General features: G+C 63.9%; 19 protein-coding genes. 9 read left to right on the plus strand and 10 right to left on the minus strand.

Annotated elements, in window-relative coordinates; all coding sequences use genetic code 11:
- Window positions 1-27: 27 nt before the first annotated feature.
- From VNT00_RS02235 to VNT00_RS02255, 5 genes are all read right to left on the minus strand, one after another.
- Complete coding sequence (locus VNT00_RS02235) at window positions 28-687, minus strand: glutathione S-transferase family protein (RefSeq protein WP_325584063.1); 660 nt, start codon at window positions 685-687, stop codon at window positions 28-30.
- 10 nt (window positions 688-697) lie between these two features.
- Window positions 698-2,458: a Rieske 2Fe-2S domain-containing protein gene (locus tag VNT00_RS02240; protein ID WP_325584066.1), complete on the minus strand. Its 1,761-nt coding sequence runs from the start codon at window positions 2,456-2,458 to the stop codon at window positions 698-700.
- A 2-nt stretch (window positions 2,459-2,460) separates the two neighbouring features.
- On the minus strand, window positions 2,461-3,330 hold the full coding sequence (locus VNT00_RS02245; protein ID WP_325584068.1) for an aromatic ring-hydroxylating dioxygenase subunit alpha: 870 nt from the start codon (window positions 3,328-3,330) through the stop codon (window positions 2,461-2,463).
- 129 nt (window positions 3,331-3,459) lie between these two features.
- A complete protein-coding gene (gene leuA / locus VNT00_RS02250; protein WP_325584070.1) occupies window positions 3,460-5,151 on the minus strand; it encodes a 2-isopropylmalate synthase in 1,692 nt (563 codons plus the stop codon).
- A 328-nt stretch (window positions 5,152-5,479) separates the two neighbouring features.
- Window positions 5,480-6,016 carry a hypothetical protein gene (locus tag VNT00_RS02255; RefSeq protein WP_325584072.1) on the minus strand — a complete coding sequence of 179 codons (537 nt, stop codon included), beginning with the start codon at window positions 6,014-6,016 and terminating at the stop codon, window positions 5,480-5,482.
- Between the two features lie 16 nt (window positions 6,017-6,032).
- On the opposite strand from VNT00_RS02255, the gene VNT00_RS02260 reads away from it, so the two are divergent.
- From VNT00_RS02260 to bfr, 3 genes are all read left to right on the plus strand, one after another.
- Window positions 6,033-7,589, plus strand: coding sequence for an RNA polymerase factor sigma-54 (locus tag VNT00_RS02260; protein WP_325584074.1), 1,557 nt, complete (start codon window positions 6,033-6,035; stop codon window positions 7,587-7,589).
- Window positions 7,590-7,833: 244 nt separating this feature from the next.
- Entirely contained in the window at window positions 7,834-8,100 is a 267-nt protein-coding gene (locus tag VNT00_RS02265) for a (2Fe-2S)-binding protein (protein ID WP_325584076.1), read from the plus strand.
- 560 nt (window positions 8,101-8,660) lie between these two features.
- The gene (gene bfr, locus VNT00_RS02270) at window positions 8,661-9,131 is read left to right on the plus strand and encodes a bacterioferritin (RefSeq protein WP_325584078.1); all 471 of its coding nucleotides are present in this window, start codon (window positions 8,661-8,663) and stop codon (window positions 9,129-9,131) included.
- A 202-nt stretch (window positions 9,132-9,333) separates the two neighbouring features.
- Here the strand turns inward: bfr and VNT00_RS02275 are convergent, their stop codons facing one another.
- The 3 genes from VNT00_RS02275 to VNT00_RS02285 all read right to left on the minus strand — a co-directional run bounded on the left by VNT00_RS02275 (window position 9,334) and on the right by VNT00_RS02285 (window position 13,174).
- Window positions 9,334-9,981 carry a hypothetical protein gene (locus tag VNT00_RS02275; protein ID WP_325584080.1) on the minus strand — a complete coding sequence of 216 codons (648 nt, stop codon included), beginning with the start codon at window positions 9,979-9,981 and terminating at the stop codon, window positions 9,334-9,336.
- Between the two features lie 183 nt (window positions 9,982-10,164).
- Window positions 10,165-11,772, minus strand: a complete 1,608-nt coding sequence (locus tag VNT00_RS02280; RefSeq protein WP_325584082.1) for a peptide chain release factor 3 — start codon at window positions 11,770-11,772, stop codon at window positions 10,165-10,167.
- A 34-nt stretch (window positions 11,773-11,806) separates the two neighbouring features.
- A complete protein-coding gene (locus VNT00_RS02285; RefSeq protein ID WP_325584084.1) occupies window positions 11,807-13,174 on the minus strand; it encodes a DEAD/DEAH box helicase in 1,368 nt (455 codons plus the stop codon).
- Window positions 13,175-13,682: 508 nt separating this feature from the next.
- Between VNT00_RS02285 and VNT00_RS02290 the strand changes: the two genes are divergently transcribed.
- The 3 genes from VNT00_RS02290 to VNT00_RS02300 all read left to right on the plus strand — a co-directional run bounded on the left by VNT00_RS02290 (window position 13,683) and on the right by VNT00_RS02300 (window position 15,902).
- Window positions 13,683-14,294, plus strand: a complete 612-nt coding sequence (locus VNT00_RS02290) for a LemA family protein (protein WP_414650867.1) — start codon at window positions 13,683-13,685, stop codon at window positions 14,292-14,294.
- A gap of 80 nt (window positions 14,295-14,374) precedes the next feature.
- Window positions 14,375-15,313: a TPM domain-containing protein gene (locus tag VNT00_RS02295; protein WP_325584088.1), complete on the plus strand. Its 939-nt coding sequence runs from the start codon at window positions 14,375-14,377 to the stop codon at window positions 15,311-15,313.
- 82 nt (window positions 15,314-15,395) lie between these two features.
- Window positions 15,396-15,902, plus strand: a complete 507-nt coding sequence (locus VNT00_RS02300) for a TPM domain-containing protein (RefSeq protein ID WP_325584090.1) — start codon at window positions 15,396-15,398, stop codon at window positions 15,900-15,902.
- A gap of 31 nt (window positions 15,903-15,933) precedes the next feature.
- On the opposite strand, the gene VNT00_RS02305 is transcribed toward VNT00_RS02300, so the two are convergent.
- Both VNT00_RS02305 and fdxA read right to left on the minus strand, forming a co-directional pair.
- The gene (locus VNT00_RS02305) at window positions 15,934-17,364 is read right to left on the minus strand and encodes an aldehyde dehydrogenase family protein (RefSeq protein WP_325584092.1); all 1,431 of its coding nucleotides are present in this window, start codon (window positions 17,362-17,364) and stop codon (window positions 15,934-15,936) included.
- Between the two features lie 102 nt (window positions 17,365-17,466).
- Window positions 17,467-17,790: a ferredoxin FdxA gene (gene fdxA, locus VNT00_RS02310; RefSeq protein WP_325584094.1), complete on the minus strand. Its 324-nt coding sequence runs from the start codon at window positions 17,788-17,790 to the stop codon at window positions 17,467-17,469.
- 169 nt (window positions 17,791-17,959) lie between these two features.
- Here fdxA and VNT00_RS02315 point away from each other — a divergent pair, with 169 nt between their 5' ends.
- The 3 genes from VNT00_RS02315 (at window position 17,960) to VNT00_RS02325 (ending at window position 20,885) form a co-directional block, all read left to right on the plus strand.
- A complete protein-coding gene (locus VNT00_RS02315; RefSeq protein WP_325584096.1) occupies window positions 17,960-18,718 on the plus strand; it encodes a TetR family transcriptional regulator in 759 nt (252 codons plus the stop codon).
- A 212-nt stretch (window positions 18,719-18,930) separates the two neighbouring features.
- Window positions 18,931-19,572 (plus strand): cysteine hydrolase family protein, encoded by a 642-nt coding sequence (locus VNT00_RS02320; RefSeq protein ID WP_325584098.1) that lies wholly within the window; start codon window positions 18,931-18,933, stop codon window positions 19,570-19,572.
- A 110-nt stretch (window positions 19,573-19,682) separates the two neighbouring features.
- Window positions 19,683-20,885, plus strand: a complete 1,203-nt coding sequence (locus tag VNT00_RS02325; RefSeq protein ID WP_325584100.1) for a substrate-binding protein — start codon at window positions 19,683-19,685, stop codon at window positions 20,883-20,885.
- Window positions 20,886-20,889 lie beyond the last annotated feature (4 nt).

Here is a 20,889-nt window from a genome sequence, read left to right on the forward strand (position 1 = left end):
TGAGGGCTTGTTGAGTATCGACAGGCCCTAGATAGCAGCGGCCCGCTGAGCGGGGGCGGCCGATGTCGGGAAGATTCCGGCCATGAGCGTGAAGCCTTCGAGGCGCTTGACTCGGTCGGTCCAGCGTCGTACGGCCGGGTAGTCGATGAGGGAGATATCCGCCTCGTCGGACAGCATGACGTAGGGGAAGCAGGCGATGTCGGCAATGGTGGCGTGATCGGCCGAGCACAGCCATTGCCGGCCCTGGCTTTCCTCGAACCACAAGTGCTCGTCCAAGACGCGCAGCAGTTCGTGGGCGCGCTGGCGGCATTTGCCGGCGTCGAAATCGTAGTTGAACAGATCGTGCAGGCGCGCCGACGAAATCGAGTTGGTCAGGCCTTCGGCGAAGGCCAGCCACATGGTGATCCTGCCCATGGTTTCGGGCTCCGCGGGGTACCAGCGCCGGTTCGGGTCGTAGCGGCTGGCCAGGTATACGAGTATCGCCTGGGCGTCGCGCAGGGTCAGGTCTGCGTCCTGCAGGGCCGGCAACTGGCCCAGCGGGTTGATCTGCAGGAAGGCTTCCGATTTGTGCTGGCGCCCGGGGAAGAATTCGATGTTCTCGGTTTCGTAGGGCAGGCCCAGTATCGACAGCATGAGCCGCACTTTGTAGCAGTTGCCCGAAAGTTCGAAGTCAAAAAGCTTAATCATGGTGCGCGTCTCACAGGTCGAGGATCAGCGTGCCGGAACGCGCACGCGATACACAGGGCATGATGCACTTGCCGGAGGCTTTCTCGGAAGCGGAAAGATAGAGGTCGTGATGCTCGATATCGCCCGCGATCACATTGGTGAAGCAGGTGCCGCATACGCCTTGCTCGCACGAGGCTTCCAGCTCGATGCCGTGTTCGTGCAGGGCATGCAGCAGTGTTTGGCCGTTGGCGACCTCGAACTCGCGCCCCGAGCGTTCGAGCCGCACGGTGAAGGGCGCGCCCGATGCCGGCGGCGCGTCGTTCTTGAAGTACTCGAAATGGATGTCGCTGTCGTCGATGCCGCCGGCCAGGGCGGTGCGTTTCACCACGTCGAGCATCGGCCCGGGCCCGCAGGCGTAGACTTTGGATTGCCCCAGGGTGCGCGGTGCAAGGATCCCGGCAAGCTTTGCCGAGGTTTGCGCCGCGTCCAGGCCCATGTGCAGGTGCACGGCTCCGCCCAGCGCCTCGATGCGGGCCTTGAACGAAACGTATTCGGGGGCGCGCACAAAATAATGCAGCTCGAAGGGTTCGTCCATGGCCTGCAGGGCTTGCGCCATCGAGAGCAGCGGGGTAATGCCTATGCCGCCGGCGATGAGTATGGGCTGTTTGCCCGAGGGGACGAGCGGAAAGGTGTTGCGCGGCACCGAAGCCTGCAGGACAACACCTTCCGTGGCGGCCTCGTGCATGGATCGGGAGCCGCCGCGCGAATCGGGTTCGAGCTTGATGCCGATGGTGATGGTGTCGCGTTCGGACGGGCCGTTGACGATTGAATACTGGCGCGTCAGCCCGCTGGGCGTCGTGAGGTTCAGGTGCGCGCCCGCAGCCAGAGCGGGCAGGGGATGGGCGGGGTCGGCGGCGGCAAGTTCCAGCGAAATGACGCCCTCGGATTCCACGCGGCGCCCGACGATGCGGCAGTCGAACTTTTGTTTGGCGGGGCGTGGCACGGGCAGCAGCTTGTACAGGGGAATGGCCGGATCGGCGCAGGCCTGTGCCGCCGGCGGCGCCGCGCTTTCCAGTTCGGCGCGCAAGGCGTTCATCAGCCGGTTGTGGTGCTTGCGGATTTGCAGCGGGTCGCCGTCGATGCCGGAGGCGACTGCATGCACGATGGTTTTGTATTCTGTGGCAGGTTGCAGCAGGAAGTGCAGGACGGCCGGTGCGCTGCCCGGGGAGGCCTCGGGCTGGTTGCGCAGTTCCACGACGTGCGGTGCAGCCTGGCTGGAATCGTTGCTTGCCGCCATGGCGCCGTCGCGGCCGGGGATGGCGTAGCGGTAGCTGGCCAGGGCTTCGCGCACGGCGGCCATGTCGCGGTTGATCGGCAGGCTGCGCAGGCTGAGCCGGGCGTCGGCCTGGGCCTGCGTGAAGCCGGGCTGGGTGGTCTGGGGGTCGAGCGCTATCCAAATGAAGCCTGCCTGCTCGATGGTCGAGATGGGCCGGGCACAGGCCTTGGTGGGCTCTGCAAGGGACGGGTGGGCCGGCACGTGCGTACAGGCGCCGGTCTGGCTGGCGTAGGTCCAGCCATGGTATTGGCAGCGCAGCTCTTTGCCGTTGTTGACGCCCAGCGATAGCCGCAGGCCGCGATGCGGGCAGCGGTTTTCCCAGACGTTCAGGGCGCCATGGTCGTCGCGCCAGACGGCGAACTCGTAGCCGAACAGCTGGGCCTGGTAGACGTGGCGACGGGGGGCTTCCTCGCTGCGGGCGATGGGGTACCAGGTGTGGGGATCCAGGACTGCCATGCTTATGCTCCGGCCGTTGCGGTTTCGGGCTCGGAGTACGTGCCGTAGGCGATCTTGTTGTCGCGCAGCCAGCGCCGGTAGACCGACGACATGGCGTCGGCCCGCACCGGAACTTCGTGGCGCGTTTCCAGCGGCATGCGCTTGGGAACCTGGTTGATGAGGATCATCAGGTCCTGGCCGAAGACGGTCTGCTGGAACTTTCGCAATTCTTCGTCGCTGTTGACGTCGTCGAGGTAGATCATGACGGTATGCGCGACGCACCATTCCTCGGACAGCGGCTGCACGAAGAGGCCGATCACGTCCTGCCTGTCGGGGGCCGGCACGCAGGTCTTGTAGAGCAGGGTGACGTATGGCCGGGCGACCCGGTAGATGTAGCTGACGTCGATGGGCTTGTCGGCGATGGCCGAGGCGCGGGGCTGCACGAAGCGGCAGTTGCGGGCGTAGATTTCGTTGGTCTGCGGATCGATGTCGACGTCGTAGGGCAGGACTTCGGTATACGGTTCGCTGCCCAGGTAGCCGTCGTGCACATAGGGAAAATGGCCCATGTCCAGGAAGTTCTCGACCGCGCGCAGGCCGGACACGTGCAGGCGGATGGAGCCGGCGCCGAGCACGCGGCGGTCCGGCTCGTCGAATTCGGGAATGGCGAAGAAATCCAGCGGATCCTGGCTCAGGCACACCCATACCGTGGCGTAGCGTTCCTTGATGGCACAGGGCCCGTCGCCCTGCACGCGGCGGGCGTGATAGCCTTGCGTGTCGCGCGAGTAGACGATGGGAACGCCCAGAACGGTGGTTTGATACGACTGGTTTGCCGCCATGTCGGCGACGATCATGACGGGATGCCAGTCGCGCCACAGCAGTTCGTCTTTTTGCATGATGAGCCTTCGATTCGGGTGCTGGATTACGAATCCAAGTGTACTAAAAGGCGCGCCGGGCCGTGGGCGCCATGCAAACAAAACGGGCGAACCGTGAGGTTCGCCCGATGTGTGCCGCGTCTGCCGCGCTCAGGCCGCCATGGCCTCGGCGGCCTTGTTGATGAAGTGCCGGTTGACCGCGCTGAGTATGGCCAGGAACGACGACGTGACGATGTCGGCATGCACGCCCACGCCGAAGCCGGAGCTGGAGTCGCCGACGCGCAGTTCCACATAGCTTGCCGCGCGAGTGTCGGTGCCGGTGCCGATGGCGTGCTCGTGGTAGTCCATGATGCGCACGCCAAGGTTCAGGGCGTCGACGAATGCCGCAATGGCGCCGTCGCCCTGGCCCTTGAGATGGCGAACCGCGCCGTCGTGCTCGAGTTCGACGTCGATGGCGAACTGGCGGCCTGTTTGGGCCTTGGGATCGCCGGTGATGCGGTGGCGCACCAGCTTCCAGGGTTTTTCGAGGTCGAGGTACTCTTTGTTGAACAGGTCGTAGACGTCGCCGGCGGTGACTTCGCGGCCGGTTTCATCGGTGACGCGCTGGATGGCGCGGCTGAATTCGATTTGCAGGCGGCGCGGCAGGACCAGGCCGTGTTCCTGTTCGAGCAGGTACGACACGCCGCCCTTGCCCGACTGGCTGTTGACGCGGATGACCGCGTCGTAGCTGCGGCCCAGGTCGGCCGGGTCGATGGGCAGGTAGGGCACTTCCCAGAGGGTGTCGGGCTGTTGCTGGGCAAAGCCTTTCTTGATGGCGTCCTGGTGCGAGCCCGAGAAGGCGGTGAAGACCAGGTCGCCCGCATACGGATGACGCGGGTGCACCGGCAACTGGGTGCAGTATTCGACGCAGCGGCGGACTTCGTCGATGTCGGAGAAGTCCAGGCCCGGGTGGATGCCCTGGGTGTACAGATTGAGCGCCAAGGTGACCAGGTCGACGTTGCCGGTGCGCTCGCCGTGGCCGAACAGGCAGCCCTCGATGCGGTCGGCGCCGGCCATGACGGCCAGTTCGGCCGCCGCCACGGCGGTGCCGCGGTCGTTGTGCGGGTGGACGCTAAGCACGATGCAGTCGCGGTGTTCGAGACGGTTGTTGATCCATTCGATCTGGTCCGCGTACATATTGGGCGTGGTGGCCTCGATGGTGGCGGGCAGGTTGAAGATGATCTTGGACTCGACCGTGGGCTGCCAAGCCTGGGTGACGGCGTTGCATACCTGCAGGGCGAATTCGGGCTCGGTCGTGCTGAAGACTTCGGGCGAGTACTCGTAGCGCCAGTAGGTTTCGGGGTGTTCGCCGGTGTACTTCTTGATGAGCCGGGTGCCGTTTACCGCCAGATCCCTGACTTCGTCCTTGCTCATGTTGAAGACGATCTTGCGGAAGGCAGGCGCGCAGGCGTTGTACATGTGCACAATGGCCTTTTTGGCGCCGGCGGCCGCTTCAACGGTGCGGTGGATGAGGTCGTCGCGGGACTGGGTGAGGACGATGATGGTGACGTCGTCGGGAATGAGGTTTTCGTCGACCAGCTTGCGCACGAAGTCGAAATCGGTTTGCGATGCCGAGGGGAAGCCGACTTCGATTTCCTTGAAGCCGATTTTGACGAGCTGCTGGAACATGCGCAGCTTGCGCTCGACGCTCATGGGTTCGATCAGCGCCTGGTTGCCGTCGCGCAGGTCGGTGCTCATCCAGATGGGCGGATGGGTAATCCGCTTGCTGGGCCATGTGCGCTCGGCGAAGTCGCGCGCGAACGGCACAAATGGGCGATATTTGTCGGATGGATTGGAGAGCATTTGGTGCACCTATTTGACTGAGTCTGTACGTTATTTTATTACCGAAGAGCCTGGGGTGAAACCCGGATCACGGGCTAGGGGCCCACGGCAATACAGAGGAAAACAAGGTGGCGGATACAGGCTGCCGAACTGCCACGGAGCGCTAGGCTCGGCAACCGATCGGTAGTAGCAGCGACAGCGCCAGGGGAAGGCGCGCAAGAAGAAGGGTACCCGCAGCCGAACCAGCCGCGTGGCGGCTGGAGGCGTTTGCAAAGGAATGGTGCGCGGGATTCATGATTGATAGTCAAACACATTCTGGCCCGTTTGGCAAGGGCGGGCCGGCGCCGGATCAAGGGGTTTCGCTGTCGAGAAGCGCGGCATGCCTGGCCGAAAGCTGGATTTTGCCGAAACGCCCCGCGCGTAGTTCGCGGTGGGCGCGTTGCAAATCGCCAACGGTCATGGGGTCGCGCCTGTCTTGCCAGGCCCAGTTCAGTACCTCGCGGGCGGGCGCCGACAAATGTTTCAGGAGCTCGGCCAGGGTTTCGGCGCTGACCAGCCTGGCTTGCGACCAACGCCGGGTGCTTTGGATAAAACCGTACAGAAAATAGGCAATAATCAGGGTACACAGCGCCACCACCCCCCACCAGAAAAACGGGTTGTAGTGTTTCAGGAACTCGACGATCTGCGCGCCCAGCGCATGCAGGCCGGTGTAGTCCAGGCCCCGGCCGAAGGCAATGAGGCGGTTCAGGAGGTCGTACCAAATCAGGGCGACGGCCGCGACCACGACGGTGCAGAGTATTTTTTGCGCCGCAGTGAGCTTTAATAGCGTGTTGCGCAGTACGGCGTCGTCCTGGCGGGTGGGCTGGTGTTGTGTGATCGAATTCATGCCGGTTATTTTACCTATGCTATCGCGTCAATCTTTAGAGCTTCGCCAAAGCCAGCAATTGGCACTGACACCGCAACTGCAGCAGTCGATTCGATTCCTGCAGATTTCGGCGCAGGATCTCGAAGCCGAGCTGGCGCAGGCGCTGGAGGACAACCCCCTGCTGGAGCTCGATGAAGAGTATGACACCGAAGCGATGCCGGCGGTATCGGAAACTGTGCCTATCGAGCACGGCGATTCGCCCGTGCCGGGCGGCGCCAGCCAGGGTCAGGGCGATGACGACTACGCGCCGTTCGAGTCCAGCGCGCCCGATTCATTGGCGCAGCATTTGCTGAAGCAGTTGCAACTGACGCATGCCTCGCGGCGCGACCGGGCGCTGCTTGCCGTGTTGATCGACGACCTCGATGAAAACGGCTATCTGGTGACGCCGTTGCAGGAAATTCTTGGCGACCTGCCGGACGAGCTGGATGTGGATATCGATGAGCTGCGGGCCGCACTGCGTCTGCTTCAGTCGTTCGATCCGCCGGGGGTTGGCGCGTCGTCGCTAAGCGAATGCCTGTTGCTGCAGCTGGAGCAAAACAAGGGGGCGGCCGATCCCGAAGTGCTGGGGCTTGCACGCAAGCTGGTTCACAAGCATCTGGACTTGCTGGCCGGAGGCAATCTCAACCGCCTGCGCGAGGCCCTGTCGTGCACCGAAGAACAACTGCGCGCGGCCCGCATGCTGCTGCTTGGCCTGGATCCCAAGCCGGGCCGGGCGTGGGCGGGTTCGCAGGCCGACTACGTCAACCCGGAAATCATCGTGCGCAAGGTGGCGGGCCACTGGCAGGCGCGGCTGAACGGCAATGTCGTGCCTCGCGTGCGCGTCAATGCCCTGTATGAAAAACTGCTGCGCGAAAGCCGTCCGGCGCGCGGAACCGACGCCGGCGCGGCCGCGCAGGGCCGGGCGCGTAATGCCTGCAGCGTGCGCCATGCGGGGGAAGGCGACGACGGCGGCGTTGCCGCCGAGGCCGGCGAATCGGCCGGGGTTGTGGACTCCGATGGTGTCGCTGGCGCCGCGGCGCCCGAGGCAAGGCCCGGCCCCGATCTGCACAGCCAGTTGCAATCGGCCCATGGCCTGGTGAAAAGCGTGGCTCAGCGGTTCGAGACCATATTGCGTGTCGCCCAGGTGGTGGTCGAACGCCAGCAAGCGTTTTTCGAGCAGGGGCCCCAGGCCATGCGTCCGCTGTTGCTGAGGGATATTGCGCTGGAGCTGGAAATGCACGAGTCCACGGTATCGCGCGCGACGCGGCAAAAGTATATGCAGACCCCCTGGGGGGTGTTCGAGCTCAAGTTCTTTTTCGGCGCGGCCCTGGATACCGACAGTGGCGATGCCACGTCGGCGACGGCGGTGCGCAGCCTGATCCAGAAGCTGGTTGCGCAGGAGAAGCCCGAGAAGCCGCTGTCGGACAGCCAGCTTATGGCCCGGCTGGCCGAGCAAGGGGTGGTGATCGCCCGGCGCACGGTGGCCAAGTACCGCGAAGCGGCGGGCATCGAAACCGCCGCTCTGCGCAAGGCGCGGGCGCAGCTCAAGCGCTGAAGGTCGCAGTTTCCCGGGGCTTTCCGCCAAGTAGCGCAGCCGGCTTCCTCCAGTTGCGCCACTGGTATGCGGCTTGGGCGGACGCGCCCAGATCCGGCGTATGGCCGCCTCAGTTGCCAAGGCCGGCCATGATCCTAGGGTCTTCCCTTGGTCTTGCCGGAAAAACGTGCGATTTTGGCCGCAGATACAAAATAAATCTTTTGGGCGATTGCTTTTTTATGACGATCAGATGATAATTGTTCTCATGTTCATTTGTATCTGCAACGCTATCACCGAGCGCCAGGTTCAATCCGCAGTCGCGGACGGTGCGCTCACGATGTCCGACCTTCAAGGGCAGCTTGGGGTCGCGACCTGCTGCGGGCATTGCGCCGAAACGGCGGCCGAGTACCTGCCGGGCGGCCGTTATGCCGGCCATATCCCCGCGCCCGAACTCGGCGCCCTGGTCGTCGAGGCGGCCAACGATGCTTCCGTCTCGGTCGTCATGATCGAGGAAATCGCGCGGCGCGCCTGAATGGCGCCCAACAAACCCTTATAGCCTGGCTATCTCCACGGCTGGCGCCTTGCCTGGCAAGTCCATGCCTCTCTACATACCTGAACTAACCAAACAGCCGCTAGCGCGGTGTTCGAGTGCGTCCTCGCGCGCGTTTCCGGCTACTTGTCGTAACTGGTTACAATAAATCCGGCGCCGGTTTCAATGAAAATTCCGTGCGTCGCCAAGCCGATCAGGCCGTCGGTTTGCCTTGAAATTCCGGCAATTTCCTTCTTCCTCCGACTGTTCCGGCTCCAGTTTACGGCTTTTGCCAAGTAGCCGTTTCAATAAACAGTTTCATTCCCATTTGTGCCTTGTCACGCATTGCTTTGTTCCATACCGGGAATCGGGCGCTCTGCCTCGATGTTTTTTGCCGAATAGCCGTGTTAGCCTATTGGTCACGGGAAGGCGCCCAGGGGGAATTTCAAGCTGGTTTCGCAGCGCCTGCCCGGCATTGAAGCGCCCGGCCCACTGCAGGCCGCCTTTGATGCAGCGGTTTCTGTCGGCGCCTTGCCGGCTTTACAAGACTTGGGAGCATGGCCATGAAAGGCGATAAAAAAGTAATTCAATTCCTTAACGCGCAGCTCAAGAACGAGTTGACGGCGATCAACCAATACTTCCTGCACGCGCGCATGCTTAATCATTGGGGGTTCAACAAGCTTGGCAAGCACGAGTACGATGAATCCATCGGCGAAATGAAGCACGCCGACCGTCTGATCCAGCGCATTTTCATGCTGGACGGCCTGCCCAACCTTCAGGACCTGCACAAGCTGTTCATCGGCGAGTCGGTGCCCGAAATCCTGGCCTGTGACCTCAAGCTCGAAAGCGGCGCCCAAAGCACGGTCAAGGAAGGCATGGCGTACTGCGAGTCGGTGCGCGACTATGTATCGCGCGACCTGTTCCAGGACATTCTGGACGACACCGAAGAGCATATCGATTGGCTGGAAACCAATATCGAGCTCGTCGAAAAAGTGGGTCTGCAAAACTATCTGCAAACCCAGATGGACGAATAGTCGGGGTAATTCCGGGCGGGCCACGCAGGCCCATGTATTTGCCTTGCGCCAGGCGCGGGCTTCCCGCCGCAAAAACATTCAAGCCCTGGCCGGTGCTCCGGTCAGGGCTTGTTGCATATGTATCAGGTCCGTAGGCTTGCCGACGCGCCGCCTGGCGCGCTCAGGCGTTGCCGCCTAGCTTGCGCGGCCTGGCGGGGCGGCACTAGAAGCTTTTGGAGGGGCAGTCCTTGATGGTGCCCCAGGCCTGGTGGGGTGTGCAGTATTTGTTGCGCGCCGCCCAGGCGCAACTGGGCCGGTCGAAGAAGCTTTCGGCGCTGCAGGCCTGGAGATCCTGGCGCAGGCTGGCCTGCCAGGCGGTCGACTCGGGCGCGGTCGATGGATTGGGCGGGGGCGGGGGCGGCTCGGGTGCGTCGATGGGCTGCAGCGGGGGCTTGGCGCCGCCGCTTTGCGCCCCCATGAGGTTGCCGACATCGCCGATGCCGACCAGATGCCGGCTATCGTTGTTCTTGGCGATTTGCTGGGCCTCGACCATGGTGATGGGTGTGGTGGATACCGCGACGACCTGGTTGGCCTTGGTTTCGTCCAGCGATTTGGCGGGGATTTCCCAGGCGACCTCGGCGGGAGCCTGGGGAACGCCGAGGCCGCCGCTGGTCAGGGGCTGGGGAGGCTGGGCGACGACGGCCTTGCCGTTGGCATCCAGAAGAGGAACGGACGAGACTTCGACGCGGTCGGGCAGGGGCTTGGCAAGCGCGGGGCCGTGGGCCACCAGCCAGTTGCCCAGGCGCAAGCCGCCCCAGGCGGATGCCGCCACGGCAACGATGAGTAGTGCAAAAAGGGAACGCCAGGACATTCGTAGCCTTAATATTCAGAGTGTCCGTTAGTATAAAGCCTTGAATTCTGCCAAGGCGTGTAAGCATTTGTTAGAACGTAAGCGGGCGATACCGTGCGGGCCTGAGCTGTCCGTGGCGGCCTTGCGCGGCAAGGTCATGCCGCATTCGCGGGCGCGCCATCCGGCGGCACGCCGGCGATCCGTTCAGGCGGCGGCGCCGAACACCTTGCCGGCGTGTTCCCGCATGGCATGGAATTCGATGGCCGGGTAGAGCTCTTGCGCCACCCGCAGCTGCGCGGGCGAGCTGGCTAGGAAGGCCACGGCGTCGACGACGTCGTAGGCGATGTGCTGGGCGTTGGCATCGGTGAACTTGCGCAGCGCCTTGGGGTCTTCCGACGTGATCCAGCGGGCCATGTTGTAGCGCGACGGCATCATGCGCGCCTCGACGCCGTATTCGGTCTTCAGGCGGTGGGCCACCACCTCGAACTGCAGCTGACCCACCGCGCCCAGCAGCAGGGCGCCGCCGGCGGCCTCGGGGCGGAAGACCTGGATGGCGCCTTCTTCGCCAAGCTGGGTCAGGCCGATGCGCAATTGCTTGACGCGCAGCGGATCCTTGACTTCCACGGCCTGGAACAGCTCGGGCGCGAAGAACGGCAGTCCCGTGAAGTGCAGGTTCTCGCCCTCGGTCAGGACATCGCCCAAATGCAGGACGCCGTGGTTGGGGATGCCGATGACGTCGCCGGCGTAGGCCTCCTCGACCAGTTCGCGCCGCTGCGATAAAAAGGACACCACGTTGTTGGGACGGATTTCCTTGCCGGTGCGGCAGACCTTGAGCTTCATGCCGCGCTCGAAGCGGCCCGAGCTGACGCGCACGAACGCCACCCGATCGCGGTGGGCGGGATCCATATTGGCCTGCACCTTGAAGACCACGCCGGTGAACTTGGGTTCCTGGGGCTGGACGATGCGCTCCAGCGCCTCGCGCGGGCCGGGCCGGGGCGCCAGCTCGACCAGGGCGTCCAGGACTTCCTGCACGCCGAAATTGTTGATGGCCGAACCGAAGAACACGGGGGTCTGCCGGCCCGCCAGGAAGGCTTCCTGGTCGAAGGCGGGCGCCGCTTCCTGAAGGAGCTCGATCTCTTCGTCGGCCTTGGCGTAGGCGTCGCCGAAGCGCCGCGCGATGTCCGGGTTGCTTCGGCCCGCGATGATCTCGTCCTGGTCGCCGCGCCGCTCCTGCCCCGCCTTGAAGACGCGCATGTGGTCGTGGCGGATGTCGAACACGCCGCCGAAGGAGCGACCCATGCCGACCGGCCAGGAGAAGGGCACGGCGTCCATGCCCAGGTGGGCTTCGATCTCGGCCAGCAGGTCCAGCGGTTCGCGAACCTCGCGGTCGAGCTTGTTGATGAAGGTGATGATGGGCGTGTTGCGCGCGCGGCAAACCTGCAGCAGGCGTATGGTCTGGGGCTCGACGCCGTTGGCGGCGTCGATGACCATGAGGGCGGCATCCACCGCCGTGAGCACCCGGTAGGTGTCTTCCGAGAAGTCCTGGTGCCCCGGGGTGTCGAGCAGGTTGATGACGCAGTCGCGGTACTCCATCTGCATGACCGAAGAGGCCACCGAAATGCCGCGCTGCTTCTCGATTTCCATCCAGTCGGACGATGCATGGCGGCTGGCCTTGCGGGCCTTGACGCTGCCGGCGATCTGGATGGCTCCCGCGAACAGCAACAGCTTTTCCGTCAGCGTGGTCTTGCCCGCGTCGGGGTGGGAAATAATGGCGAATGTGCGCCGGCGGGCGACTTCGTTGTCAATGCTCATGACGGATTTTCAGGCGGATGCGGCCAAGGGCGGATTAAGAACGGGGGGCGCCGGATCGGGGCGCGCGCGAGCCGCGGCTGCCGGCGCCTTCGCGCCGGTCGCCCGACGAGGCCGGGCGGCTGCCGCGGCCTGCCGGGCTGCCGCCCGGACGGCCATTGCGCCGCGCGCCGTCCGGCCTGGCCGATGCGCCGGGCCGGGCCTGGCGCGGCGGCCGGTCGTCGCGATCGGAGTGGTGCGAGTCGGGCTGAACCATGGAGGGCGTCCAGCCGTCGATGGTGGTGCGGTCTATGGGTTTCTTGATGAGCTTTTCGATGGCGTTCAGGAACTTGATTTCGCTGCGGTCCACCAGCGAAAGCGCCGAGCCTTCGCTGCCGGCCCGGCCGGTGCGGCCGATGCGGTGCACGTAGTCTTCCGGCACGTTGGGCAGCTCGAAGTTGATAACGTTGGGAAGCTGGTCGATATCGATGCCGCGTGCGGCGATGTCGGTGGCGACCAGGACGGCGACCTTGCCGTCCTTGAAGCCGGCCAGGGCGCGGGTGCGCGCCGCCTGGCTTTTGTTGCCATGGATGGCGGCCGCCGAAAGGCCGTCCTTGACCAGCTTTTCAGCCAGCCGGTTGGCGCCGTGCTTGGTGCGGGTGAACACCAGCACCTGGTGCCAGCCGCTTTCGCGGATGATGTAGCTGATCAGGTCGCGCTTGTGCGCCTGTTCGGTCATGACGACGCTTTGCTGCACCAGTTCCGAGGTCGTGTTGCGGCGTGCCACCGAGATTTCGACGGCATCGTTCAGCACGCCCTTGGACAGTTCGCGGATTTCGTCGGAGAACGTGGCCGAGAACAGCAGGTTCTGGCGCTGCTTGGGCAGCAGGGCCAGAATGCGGCGGATGTCGCGGATGAAGCCCATGTCCAGCATGCGGTCGGCTTCGTCCAGCACCAGGATTTCAACGCCGGACAGGTCCACGGTTTTTTGCTGGGCGTGATCCAGCAGGCGTCCCGGCGTGGCCACAAGGATGTCCACGGGTTTGCGCAGGGCGTTGATTTGCGGGTTGATGTTGACGCCGCCGAACATCACCAGGGAGCGTATGGCGGTGTGCTTGCCGTAGGTGCGCACGGATTCCTCGACCTGAGCGGCCAGTTCGCGCGTGGGCGTCAGGATGAGGCAGCGGGGACGGCCGGGCTTGCGCGCAGCCATGGGGCTGCTGAGCAGGCGGTGCAGGATGGGCAGCGTGAAGCCGGCGGTCTTGCCGGTTCCGGTTTGCGCCGCGGCCAGCAGGTCGCCGCCCTTGAGCACTTGCGGGATGGCCTGGGCCTGGATGGGGGTGGGCGCGGTGTACCCGGTTTCGGAAACTGCGCGCAAAAGGGGTTCGGCCAGCCCGAGGGAGGCAAAATCAGTTTGGGTATTCAAGAATAACTCCAGCGACAGCCTATCGCTCGAGTCGAGAGACACCAATCTAGGCGGACGAAGTAAAAACAAGGAATTCGTGCGTCGTTGCGCGGCGAGCCGCCGTTGCGGCGCCGTTGCAATGCTGTTGCAAATTTGCCGCCGCGTATTTGCGGCAGCGAACCTTCGCGTGTGTTTTTTTGCGCGCGGCAAGCGTTCTTGCGTACACATCTTCAACACATTCACACGTGTCATGCGCTGATTGGCTCGGCGCATAACTTGCCATTGTAACGCAGTTGCGGGTTTTTTCGCGCATTTATATGCGGTGGCCTGCCCGCCGAGCCCGGGAAGCGGATTTGCGCCGAAGTTCTTGGCAAGCCGGGCTTTACCTGTTGTAATTTGCCTGTCGTTCGCGCCTGCGGCGCAGCCCGCCCGGCGGGGGGGTTGCCGTTGCCGCGTGCGATAGGTAGCCGGCCTCGTTTCACGGGCGGCATCCCTTTTTGCCAACCTTGTTCCGGAAATGACCGCAACCATGAAACGTCTGCTGATTCTGTTGTTGATTCCCATTGTCTGCCTGCTTTCGGGCTGCGGCTATAACGAAATCCAGCGCCAGGACGAGCAGGTCAAGGCCGCCTGGTCGCAAACCCTCAACCAGTACGAGCGGCGGGCCGAACTCGTGCCCAAGCTGGTCAACTCGGTCAATGCCTATATGGTGAACGAACGCACCGTACTGACCCAGGTCACCGAGGCGCGCTCCAAGGTCGGCAGCATCCAGATCAAGGCCAGCGACCTGGACAACCCCCAGCTCATGGCCAAGTTCGAGCAGGCCCAGGCCCAGTTGTCGTCCGCGCTGTCGCGTCTTATTGCCGTGTCGGAAAACTATCCCCAGCTCAAAAGCGACGGGCTGTTCCGCGACCTCATGACGCAGCTGGAGGGCACTGAAAACCGCATCGCGACCGAGCGTGGCCGCTATGTGCAGGCGGTACAGGCCTACAACCTCACCATTCGCCAGTTCCCCACCCTCATCACCGCGAAGATTTTCGGCTATCACGTCAAAGAGAACTACGGCATGGACAAGCAGGACCAGATCATGCGCGACCCCGAGGTCAAGTTCGACGTGCCGACGCCCGCAGCGGCGAAGTAGGGGCGGTGCAGCGGCGGCATTTGGCAACATCAATCGGTGTCTGGATCATGGCAAACAGTGTTCAAGAAGGAAAGAGCCGGATGGCTGTGGCGATAGTCCGTCCAGCGGCCTTGCCGCGGGCCGCCGCGCGGTCTGGCTTGATGTGGCTTGCGATGGCGGCCGCCCTGTTCTCGTTGTGCCTGCAGGCCTTGCCAGCGCGAGCCGCCGAGGCCGCCATTCCTGCGCTTACCGCCCGCGTCACCGACACCACGCATACGCTTGACCAGGCCACGCAAGACCAGCTCACCAAGACCCTTGCCGCGCTCGAGCAGCGCAAGGGGGCGCAGATCGCCGTGCTGATGATCCCCACGACGGGCAGCGAAAGCATAGAGCAGTACGCCGTGCGCGCGTTCGAGCAGTGGAAGCTGGGCCGCAAGAACGTCGACGACGGCATTCTTTTCCTGGTGGCCAAGAACGACCGCAAGCTGCGCATCGAGGTGGGCTATGGGCTGGAGGGCGCGGTGCCCGACCTGCTGGCCGGCCGGATCATCCGTGAGCAGGTTGCGCCCCGGTTCAAGCAGGGCGACTTTGCCGGAGGCGTTACCGCCGGCGTGAATAGCCTGGTCAAGCTGGTGGACGGCGAGGATCTGCCTCCTCCGCCCAAACAGGCGGCGCCGGATTCCTCTTCCGTCGAGGGGCCCGGCGTCATGCTGCTGCCGCTGGCCTTCTTTTCCCTGGTCATGCCGCCGCTGCTGGCCCTGATCGTCATCGGCGTTTTTACCGGCCTGCTGTTCGGCAGCCTGGGCGCGGCCGTGCTGGGGGGCGTGGCGGCGCTGCTCATCAGCCTGGTTGGGCGGGCGCTGGGCGCCGGCCGGGGCGGAGCCCGCGCATCGCGCCGCGGCGGCGTCGTCGGCGGCCTGGGAGGATTGGGAGGCTTCGGCGGAGGCGGCGGGTTTGGCGGCGGTGGATTCGGCGGGGGCGGCGGGTTCGGTGGAGGTGGCGGCGGCAGCGGAGGCGGAGGCGCTTCCGGCGGCTGGTAGGGCCGGCCGGCGATGAACACATGGCAGTGTCCGGCCGCGCTGTGCGCCATGGCCGTAACCAGAACATAAGCAGGAGGTCGATGTGCGTCAGGACGGCGGCAAATGGAAGGAGCTGAGCGGGTGGGCGTTTGCCGAAGGGCATTGGCTGCGCCGCAAGCACTTCACCCCCCAGGTGTTGTCGGACATCGCGCAGCGCATCCGCCAAAGCGAACAGGGCCACACCGGCGAACTTATGGTGGCAGTCGAGGCGGTTGCGCCTGCGCACGAGCGCGACAGTCATTTGCGCGCCCTGGAGGTGTTCGGGCGCCTGCGGGTCTGGGACACTCCGTTCAATACCGGTGTTTTGCTGTACCTGGCGCTGGACCGGCACAGCATCGAGATCGTGGCCGACCGGGGTGTTGCGGCGCCGGCGCAGATTTGGGAAAGCGTGATCGCCAAGCTGCAGAACCGGCTGCAGCATGGCGACTACGCGGCCGGCCTGCTGGATGCTGTGGCCGCCATCGAGCAGGCCCTGGCCTTGTACTGCCCGCCATTGCCCGAAGGGCGGGAAAACCGCAACGACCTGCCCGACGAGCCCGTGCTGCTGTAGGTGCGGCCCTGGGGTTTGCCCGATGTCGGGATCAGGCCAGCGTGTAGGCGGTCTTCACGACCGTGAAGAACTCCTGCGCATAGCGCCCTTGTTCGCGCGGGCCGTGGCTGGAGCCTTTGCGCCCGCCGAAGGGCACATGGTAGTCCACGCCCGCGGTGGCGACATTGACCATGACCATGCCGGCCTGGCTGGCGCGTTTGAAGTGGGTGGCGTGTTTCAGCGATTGCGTGCAGATGCCCGAGCTCAGGCCGAATTCGGTGTCGTTGGCCAGGGCCACGGCATGCTCGTAGTCGTCGGCGGGAATGACGCTGGCGACGGGGCCGAAGATTTCCTCGCGTGAAATCCGCATGTCGTTCGTGGCGTCGGCGAATACCGCCGGGCTGAAGTAATAGCCGTTGCCGGCGGCCTGCAGGCGTTCTCCGCCGCAAAGCAGGCGCGCGCCTTCGGCCTTGCCGATCGCCACGTATTCCAGGTTCTGCTGCAACTGGGACTCGTCGGAAACCGGGCCGATCTGGGTTTCGGGCGCCAGCGCGTGGCCCACGCGCAGGGCCTTGGTGCGTTCTGCCAAGGTCTGGGTGAACTGGTCGTAGATGCCGCGCTCGACGATGATGCGGCTGCTGGCCGTGCAGCGCTGCCCCGTTGAATAGAACGCGCCCTGTATCGCGCAGTTGAGCGCGGTTTCGAGGTCGGCGTCGTCCAGGACGATGAGCGGGTTCTTGCCGCCCAGTTCCAGTTGCGCTTTCTTTTGCAGGGCGGCGGTTTGCTGCAATATCTGCCTGCCCGTTTCCACCGAACCCGTGAAGGTGATGGCGTCGACGCGCGGGTCGGCGATGAGCGCCGCGCCTACGACCGAGCCGCGGCCCATGACCAGGTTGAAGACGCCCGCGGGCAGGCCGCTGCGGCTGATGATGTCGGCCAGCGCCCAGGCCGAGCCGGGAACGAGGTCGGCCGGCTTGAACACGACGCAGTTGCCGTAGGCCAGCGCGGGCGCGATTTTCCAGGCCGGAATGGCAATAGGGAAATTCCAGGGTGTGATGATGCCGACCACGCCTATGGGTTCTCGCGTGACTTCGACCTGGACGCCGGGGCGCACCGATGCCTGGATGTCGCCGACGATACGCAGGGCTTCGCCGGCGAAGAACTTGAAGATCTGTCCGGCGCGGGCCGCTTCGCCAATGGCTTCGGGCAAGGTCTTGCCTTCTTCGCGGGCCAGCAGTTCGCCCAGTTCGTCCTTGCGCGCGAGAATTTCGGCGCCGATCCGGTCCAGGGCGTCGAAGCGCTGCTGCGGCGTGCCGAGCGACCAGGACGGCCAGGCCGCGTGCGCGGCGGCGATGGCGTCCTGGACGTCGGCCTCGGAGGCCCGGACGTATTGGCCGACGACGTCGTCCAGGTCGGAGGGATTGAGATTGTTCTGGCTATTCGAAGCGCCGATCCATTCGCCGGCAATCCAGTTGTTGTGCATGGAGTGTGTCCTTGATGACCATGGGTGTGCGTTGCGGGATGCGAACGCGTTCGGCGGCCGCCAGCCGCCTGCCGGTTCGGGCAGCGCAACCTTCGCGGCGAATCAGCGTTCCAGGAATTCGAGTTTATCGCTTTTGTCTTTCCAGTCGTCCGCGTCGGGCAGGGGGTCTTCGCTGTCGGAGATGACCTCCCATTGCTGGGACAACTGGGCATTGAGCTCGATGAAGACTTCCTGGCCTTCGGGCAGGTCTTCCTCGGCGTAAATGGCGTTGGCCGGGCATTCGGCCACGCACACGGCGCAGTCGATGCATTCTTCCGGGTCGATCACCAGGAAGTTGGGGCCGGCGTGAAAACAGTCGACGGGGCATACGCTGACACAGTCGGTGTAGCGGCATTTGATACAGGCTTCGGTTACTACGTGAGTCATTTCGGCTCCTTGCTGATTGTTGTTCTGCGCGCGCGGCGCGTGTGCCGGCCGGCGACGGATTCACGCATGGTAGACCATAAAATTAATGTAGTAAATACCAAATTGTTTAGTATTGACTACATTTTTTTTTGATGCAAGAATTGGGGCATTCATCTTAATGGCCGGCCTTATGGTTACAGGTATAAAAAAAGTCAGAACGGCGTTCGCCGACGAGGAAGGGGCCGCGGCCAAAAGCGCGCCGGCCAGGAAGCCGGCGGCGCGTTCCGCGCGCAAGACGCCGGCGCAGCTGGCAACGCGGGGCGCCCAGGAGCGCGCGCACAAAACCCGGGACGCCATCTTGCGCGCCGCCACCCGGGTGTTCGCCCGCAACGGCTTCACCGAAGGAAAAATCGAAAGCATTTCCAAGCTGTCGCGCACGCACGACCGCATGATCTACTACTACTTCGGCAGCAAGGCCCAGCTTTTCGTCGAAGTGCTGGAAGCCACCTACCAAAAGATGAACGAGGCCGAGGCGAACATCCACATCGATCTCGAAGACCCGGTCGCCGCGCTGACGACAGTGGTGAATTTCGTCTGGCAGTATTACCTGGACCATCCCGAATTCATTACCCTGCTCAATAGCGAGAACCTGCTCAAGGGCAAGCACATCAAGAAATCCGCCCGCGCCAGCGAACTGTCGTCGCCGGCGGTGGGGGTGCTCGACCAGGTGCTGCGCTCGGGGGTCGAGAAAGGTCTTTTTCGCGGCAGCATCAGCGCCCGCGACCTGTATATCGAAATCGCGGCACTGGGCTACTTTTATTTGTCCAACCACTACACCCTGAGCGTGTTTCTCAATTCCAATCTGCGGGGCCAGGGCGAACTGGAGCACTGGCGAACTTTTATCGTCGACATCGCCCTGCGCTCCGTCGCGCGCCTGCCCGGCGATTGAGCCGGCCGCGCAACGCCGCCATTTCCTGGAACGCCGCGCCTGCCGGCGTTTTTTTTGGATGGACGAAGCATCAGGAACATGGTGGAAGATTGGGGTTTCCCCTGCTTTCGATGCAATTAATGTAGTGAGTACTAAACAAATTAATTGGCTTGTGATAATCTGCGCAAAAAGAAGAACCGACACAATGCGCCTGAACGGACGGTGGAGACAACATGACCGAATCATTTGCTGAACACAAGACGCGGGACGAGCCTGTCGTGCTCGAACCCGGGAGCACCGCGGTACTCGTCGTCGACATGCTGAACGACTTCTGTACGAACGGCGGCGCCATGGTGCTGCCGGGCGCCGAAAAGCTCTATGGCCCGCAAAACGCGGTCATGCGCGCGGCCCGTGCCGCCGGTTCGCCCGTGGTGCACATCGTGGACATGCACAGGCCGAATCTCGCGTGCGACAGGGAGTTCCTGAAGCGCACGCCGCATTGCATGCAAGGGCAGTGGGGTTCGCAGATCGTGGACGAGCTGGAACAGGGCCCGCGGGATTTCACCGTGATCAAGCGCCGCTATTCGGGCTTCTTCAATACCGACCTCGATCTCACGCTGAAGGACCTGCGCGTGGACACCTTGGTCGTCATGGGCGTGGTCACCAACATCTGCGTCCGCTCCACCGTGCACGATGCGTTCTTCCTGGGCTATCGCGTCATCGTCCTGCAGGATTGCGTTGCCGCCACTGGCCCCCGCGAGCAGGAGTCCTCCCTTTACGACATCGCCACGCATTTCGGCGTCGTATCGACTTCCGCATCCGCCGTTGCCGCGCTTGAAGCGCGGCAGCCCATCCAAATTCTGGAGTGCGCCTGAGCGGCGCTTCCGATGCGCGCCGGCGTGCGGGCAAGGCTCTTCGCAAAAAGCGCGCCGGCCATGAAATTGCTGTTTCCTGTGTGAAAGACAACTATTGAAGGAATGCAACGATGGAACATGAGAAACTGGACGATCACGCCGCGCGCCGCCGTTCTTTGCTGTTGGCTTCGGCCGGCATGGCCGCCGCCGGACTCGCGGGCCTGCCGCGCTTTGCCCGGGCGGCCGCGCCGACCATAAAGGTGGGGATACTGCAGCCTTTCTCCGGCGGGCTGGAGGCCCTGGGCGAGCAGGGCGGCCATGCTGCGCGCCTGGCGCTGGATGAGGCCAATGCGGCCGGCGGGGTGCTGGGAGGGCGCATGTTCGAGATCATCCGCGCCGACACCCGCACCGACCCGAAGACCGCCGTCGAGCGCACCAACGAACTGATACGCCGCTACAAGGTCAATGCCATCATCGGGCCGGTCACCAGCGCCGAGCGCGACGCCATCCGTCCGCTGGTCGAGCGTTATAAAACGCCCCTGCTGTACGCCACCGACTACGAGGGCGGAACCTGCAGCCGCTACATTACTTTCTACAGCTCGGTGCCGGCTCAATGGGTGAACACCTTCATTCCCTATGTGGCGCAGCACGGTTCCAAGAAGCTTTACCTCATCGGCAGCGACTATGTCTGGCCGCGCAAGATCAACGAGTCCATCAAGGCCATCGCGGGCCAGGGCGGGGCGCAGATAGTCGCCGAGGAGTACGCGCCATGGGGGGTCAAGGACTACATAGGCACGATCCGCAAGATCGCCTCGTCGGGCGCCGACATGGTGGTCGTTTCCATTGTGGGCGCCGACGCCATCACCTTCGTCAAGCAGTTCGTCGCCGCTGGCCTGAAAGACAAGATCAAGATCGCCTTCTTCGGGTTCAGCGAAAACTACCTGGCCGGCCTGACCAATGAAGAGTCGGAAGGCATTCTTACCGTATGCAACTTCACGGCCTCGCTGGACAAGCCCGAGGCCAGGGAGCTGGTGGCCAAGATGCGCGCCAAGTACGGGCCCGACACCATCGTCAGCAATACCGTGGATGCGCACTACACGCTTACCCGCTTCTACGTCGAGGCCGTCAAGCGCGCCAACAGCGACAACAAGGAAGCCATCACCGACGCCCTGGTGGGCCACAGCATGATGTCCGGCAACGGCGAGGTAACGCTTAGAGCCAGCGACCGCCATGCCGACCTGAACATCCTGATCGCCCAGGCGCAGGGCGGGCGCATGGTGGTGCTCAAGGACGTCGGCCGCGTGGTGGCGCCGCTGCAGTGTCCCAAGGCATGAGCGC

The sequence above is a fragment of the Eoetvoesiella sp. genome (genome assembly GCF_035555955.1).
GTDB lineage: Bacteria > Pseudomonadota > Gammaproteobacteria > Burkholderiales > Burkholderiaceae_B > Eoetvoesia.

Excerpts from the sequence above, each read along its gene's own strand:
- bfr (WP_325584078.1), top strand. The coding sequence starts at position 8,661 with ATGAAAGGCGATAAAAAAGTAATTCAATTCCTTAACGCGCAGCTCAAG.
- VNT00_RS02325 (WP_325584100.1), top strand. The coding sequence starts at position 19,683 with ATGGAACATGAGAAACTGGACGATCACGCCGCGCGCCGCCGTTCTTTG.
- VNT00_RS02315 (WP_325584096.1), top strand. The coding sequence starts at position 17,960 with ATGGTTACAGGTATAAAAAAAGTCAGAACGGCGTTCGCCGACGAGGAA.
- VNT00_RS02290 (WP_414650867.1), top strand. The coding sequence starts at position 13,683 with ATGAAACGTCTGCTGATTCTGTTGTTGATTCCCATTGTCTGCCTGCTT.
- VNT00_RS02245 (WP_325584068.1), bottom strand. The coding sequence starts at position 3,330 with ATGCAAAAAGACGAACTGCTGTGGCGCGACTGGCATCCCGTCATGATC.
- VNT00_RS02275 (WP_325584080.1), bottom strand. The coding sequence starts at position 9,981 with ATGTCCTGGCGTTCCCTTTTTGCACTACTCATCGTTGCCGTGGCGGCA.
- VNT00_RS02240 (WP_325584066.1), bottom strand. The coding sequence starts at position 2,458 with ATGGCAGTCCTGGATCCCCACACCTGGTACCCCATCGCCCGCAGCGAG.
- VNT00_RS02305 (WP_325584092.1), bottom strand. The coding sequence starts at position 17,364 with ATGCACAACAACTGGATTGCCGGCGAATGGATCGGCGCTTCGAATAGC.
- VNT00_RS02265 (WP_325584076.1), top strand. The coding sequence starts at position 7,834 with ATGTTCATTTGTATCTGCAACGCTATCACCGAGCGCCAGGTTCAATCC.
- VNT00_RS02295 (WP_325584088.1), top strand. The coding sequence starts at position 14,375 with ATGGCTGTGGCGATAGTCCGTCCAGCGGCCTTGCCGCGGGCCGCCGCG.
- leuA (WP_325584070.1), bottom strand. The coding sequence starts at position 5,151 with ATGCTCTCCAATCCATCCGACAAATATCGCCCATTTGTGCCGTTCGCG.
- VNT00_RS02280 (WP_325584082.1), bottom strand. The coding sequence starts at position 11,772 with ATGAGCATTGACAACGAAGTCGCCCGCCGGCGCACATTCGCCATTATT.
- VNT00_RS02235 (WP_325584063.1), bottom strand. The coding sequence starts at position 687 with ATGATTAAGCTTTTTGACTTCGAACTTTCGGGCAACTGCTACAAAGTG.
- VNT00_RS02320 (WP_325584098.1), top strand. The coding sequence starts at position 18,931 with ATGACCGAATCATTTGCTGAACACAAGACGCGGGACGAGCCTGTCGTG.
- VNT00_RS02255 (WP_325584072.1), bottom strand. The coding sequence starts at position 6,016 with ATGAATTCGATCACACAACACCAGCCCACCCGCCAGGACGACGCCGTA.
- VNT00_RS02260 (WP_325584074.1), top strand. The coding sequence starts at position 6,033 with ATGCTATCGCGTCAATCTTTAGAGCTTCGCCAAAGCCAGCAATTGGCA.
- fdxA (WP_325584094.1), bottom strand. The coding sequence starts at position 17,790 with ATGACTCACGTAGTAACCGAAGCCTGTATCAAATGCCGCTACACCGAC.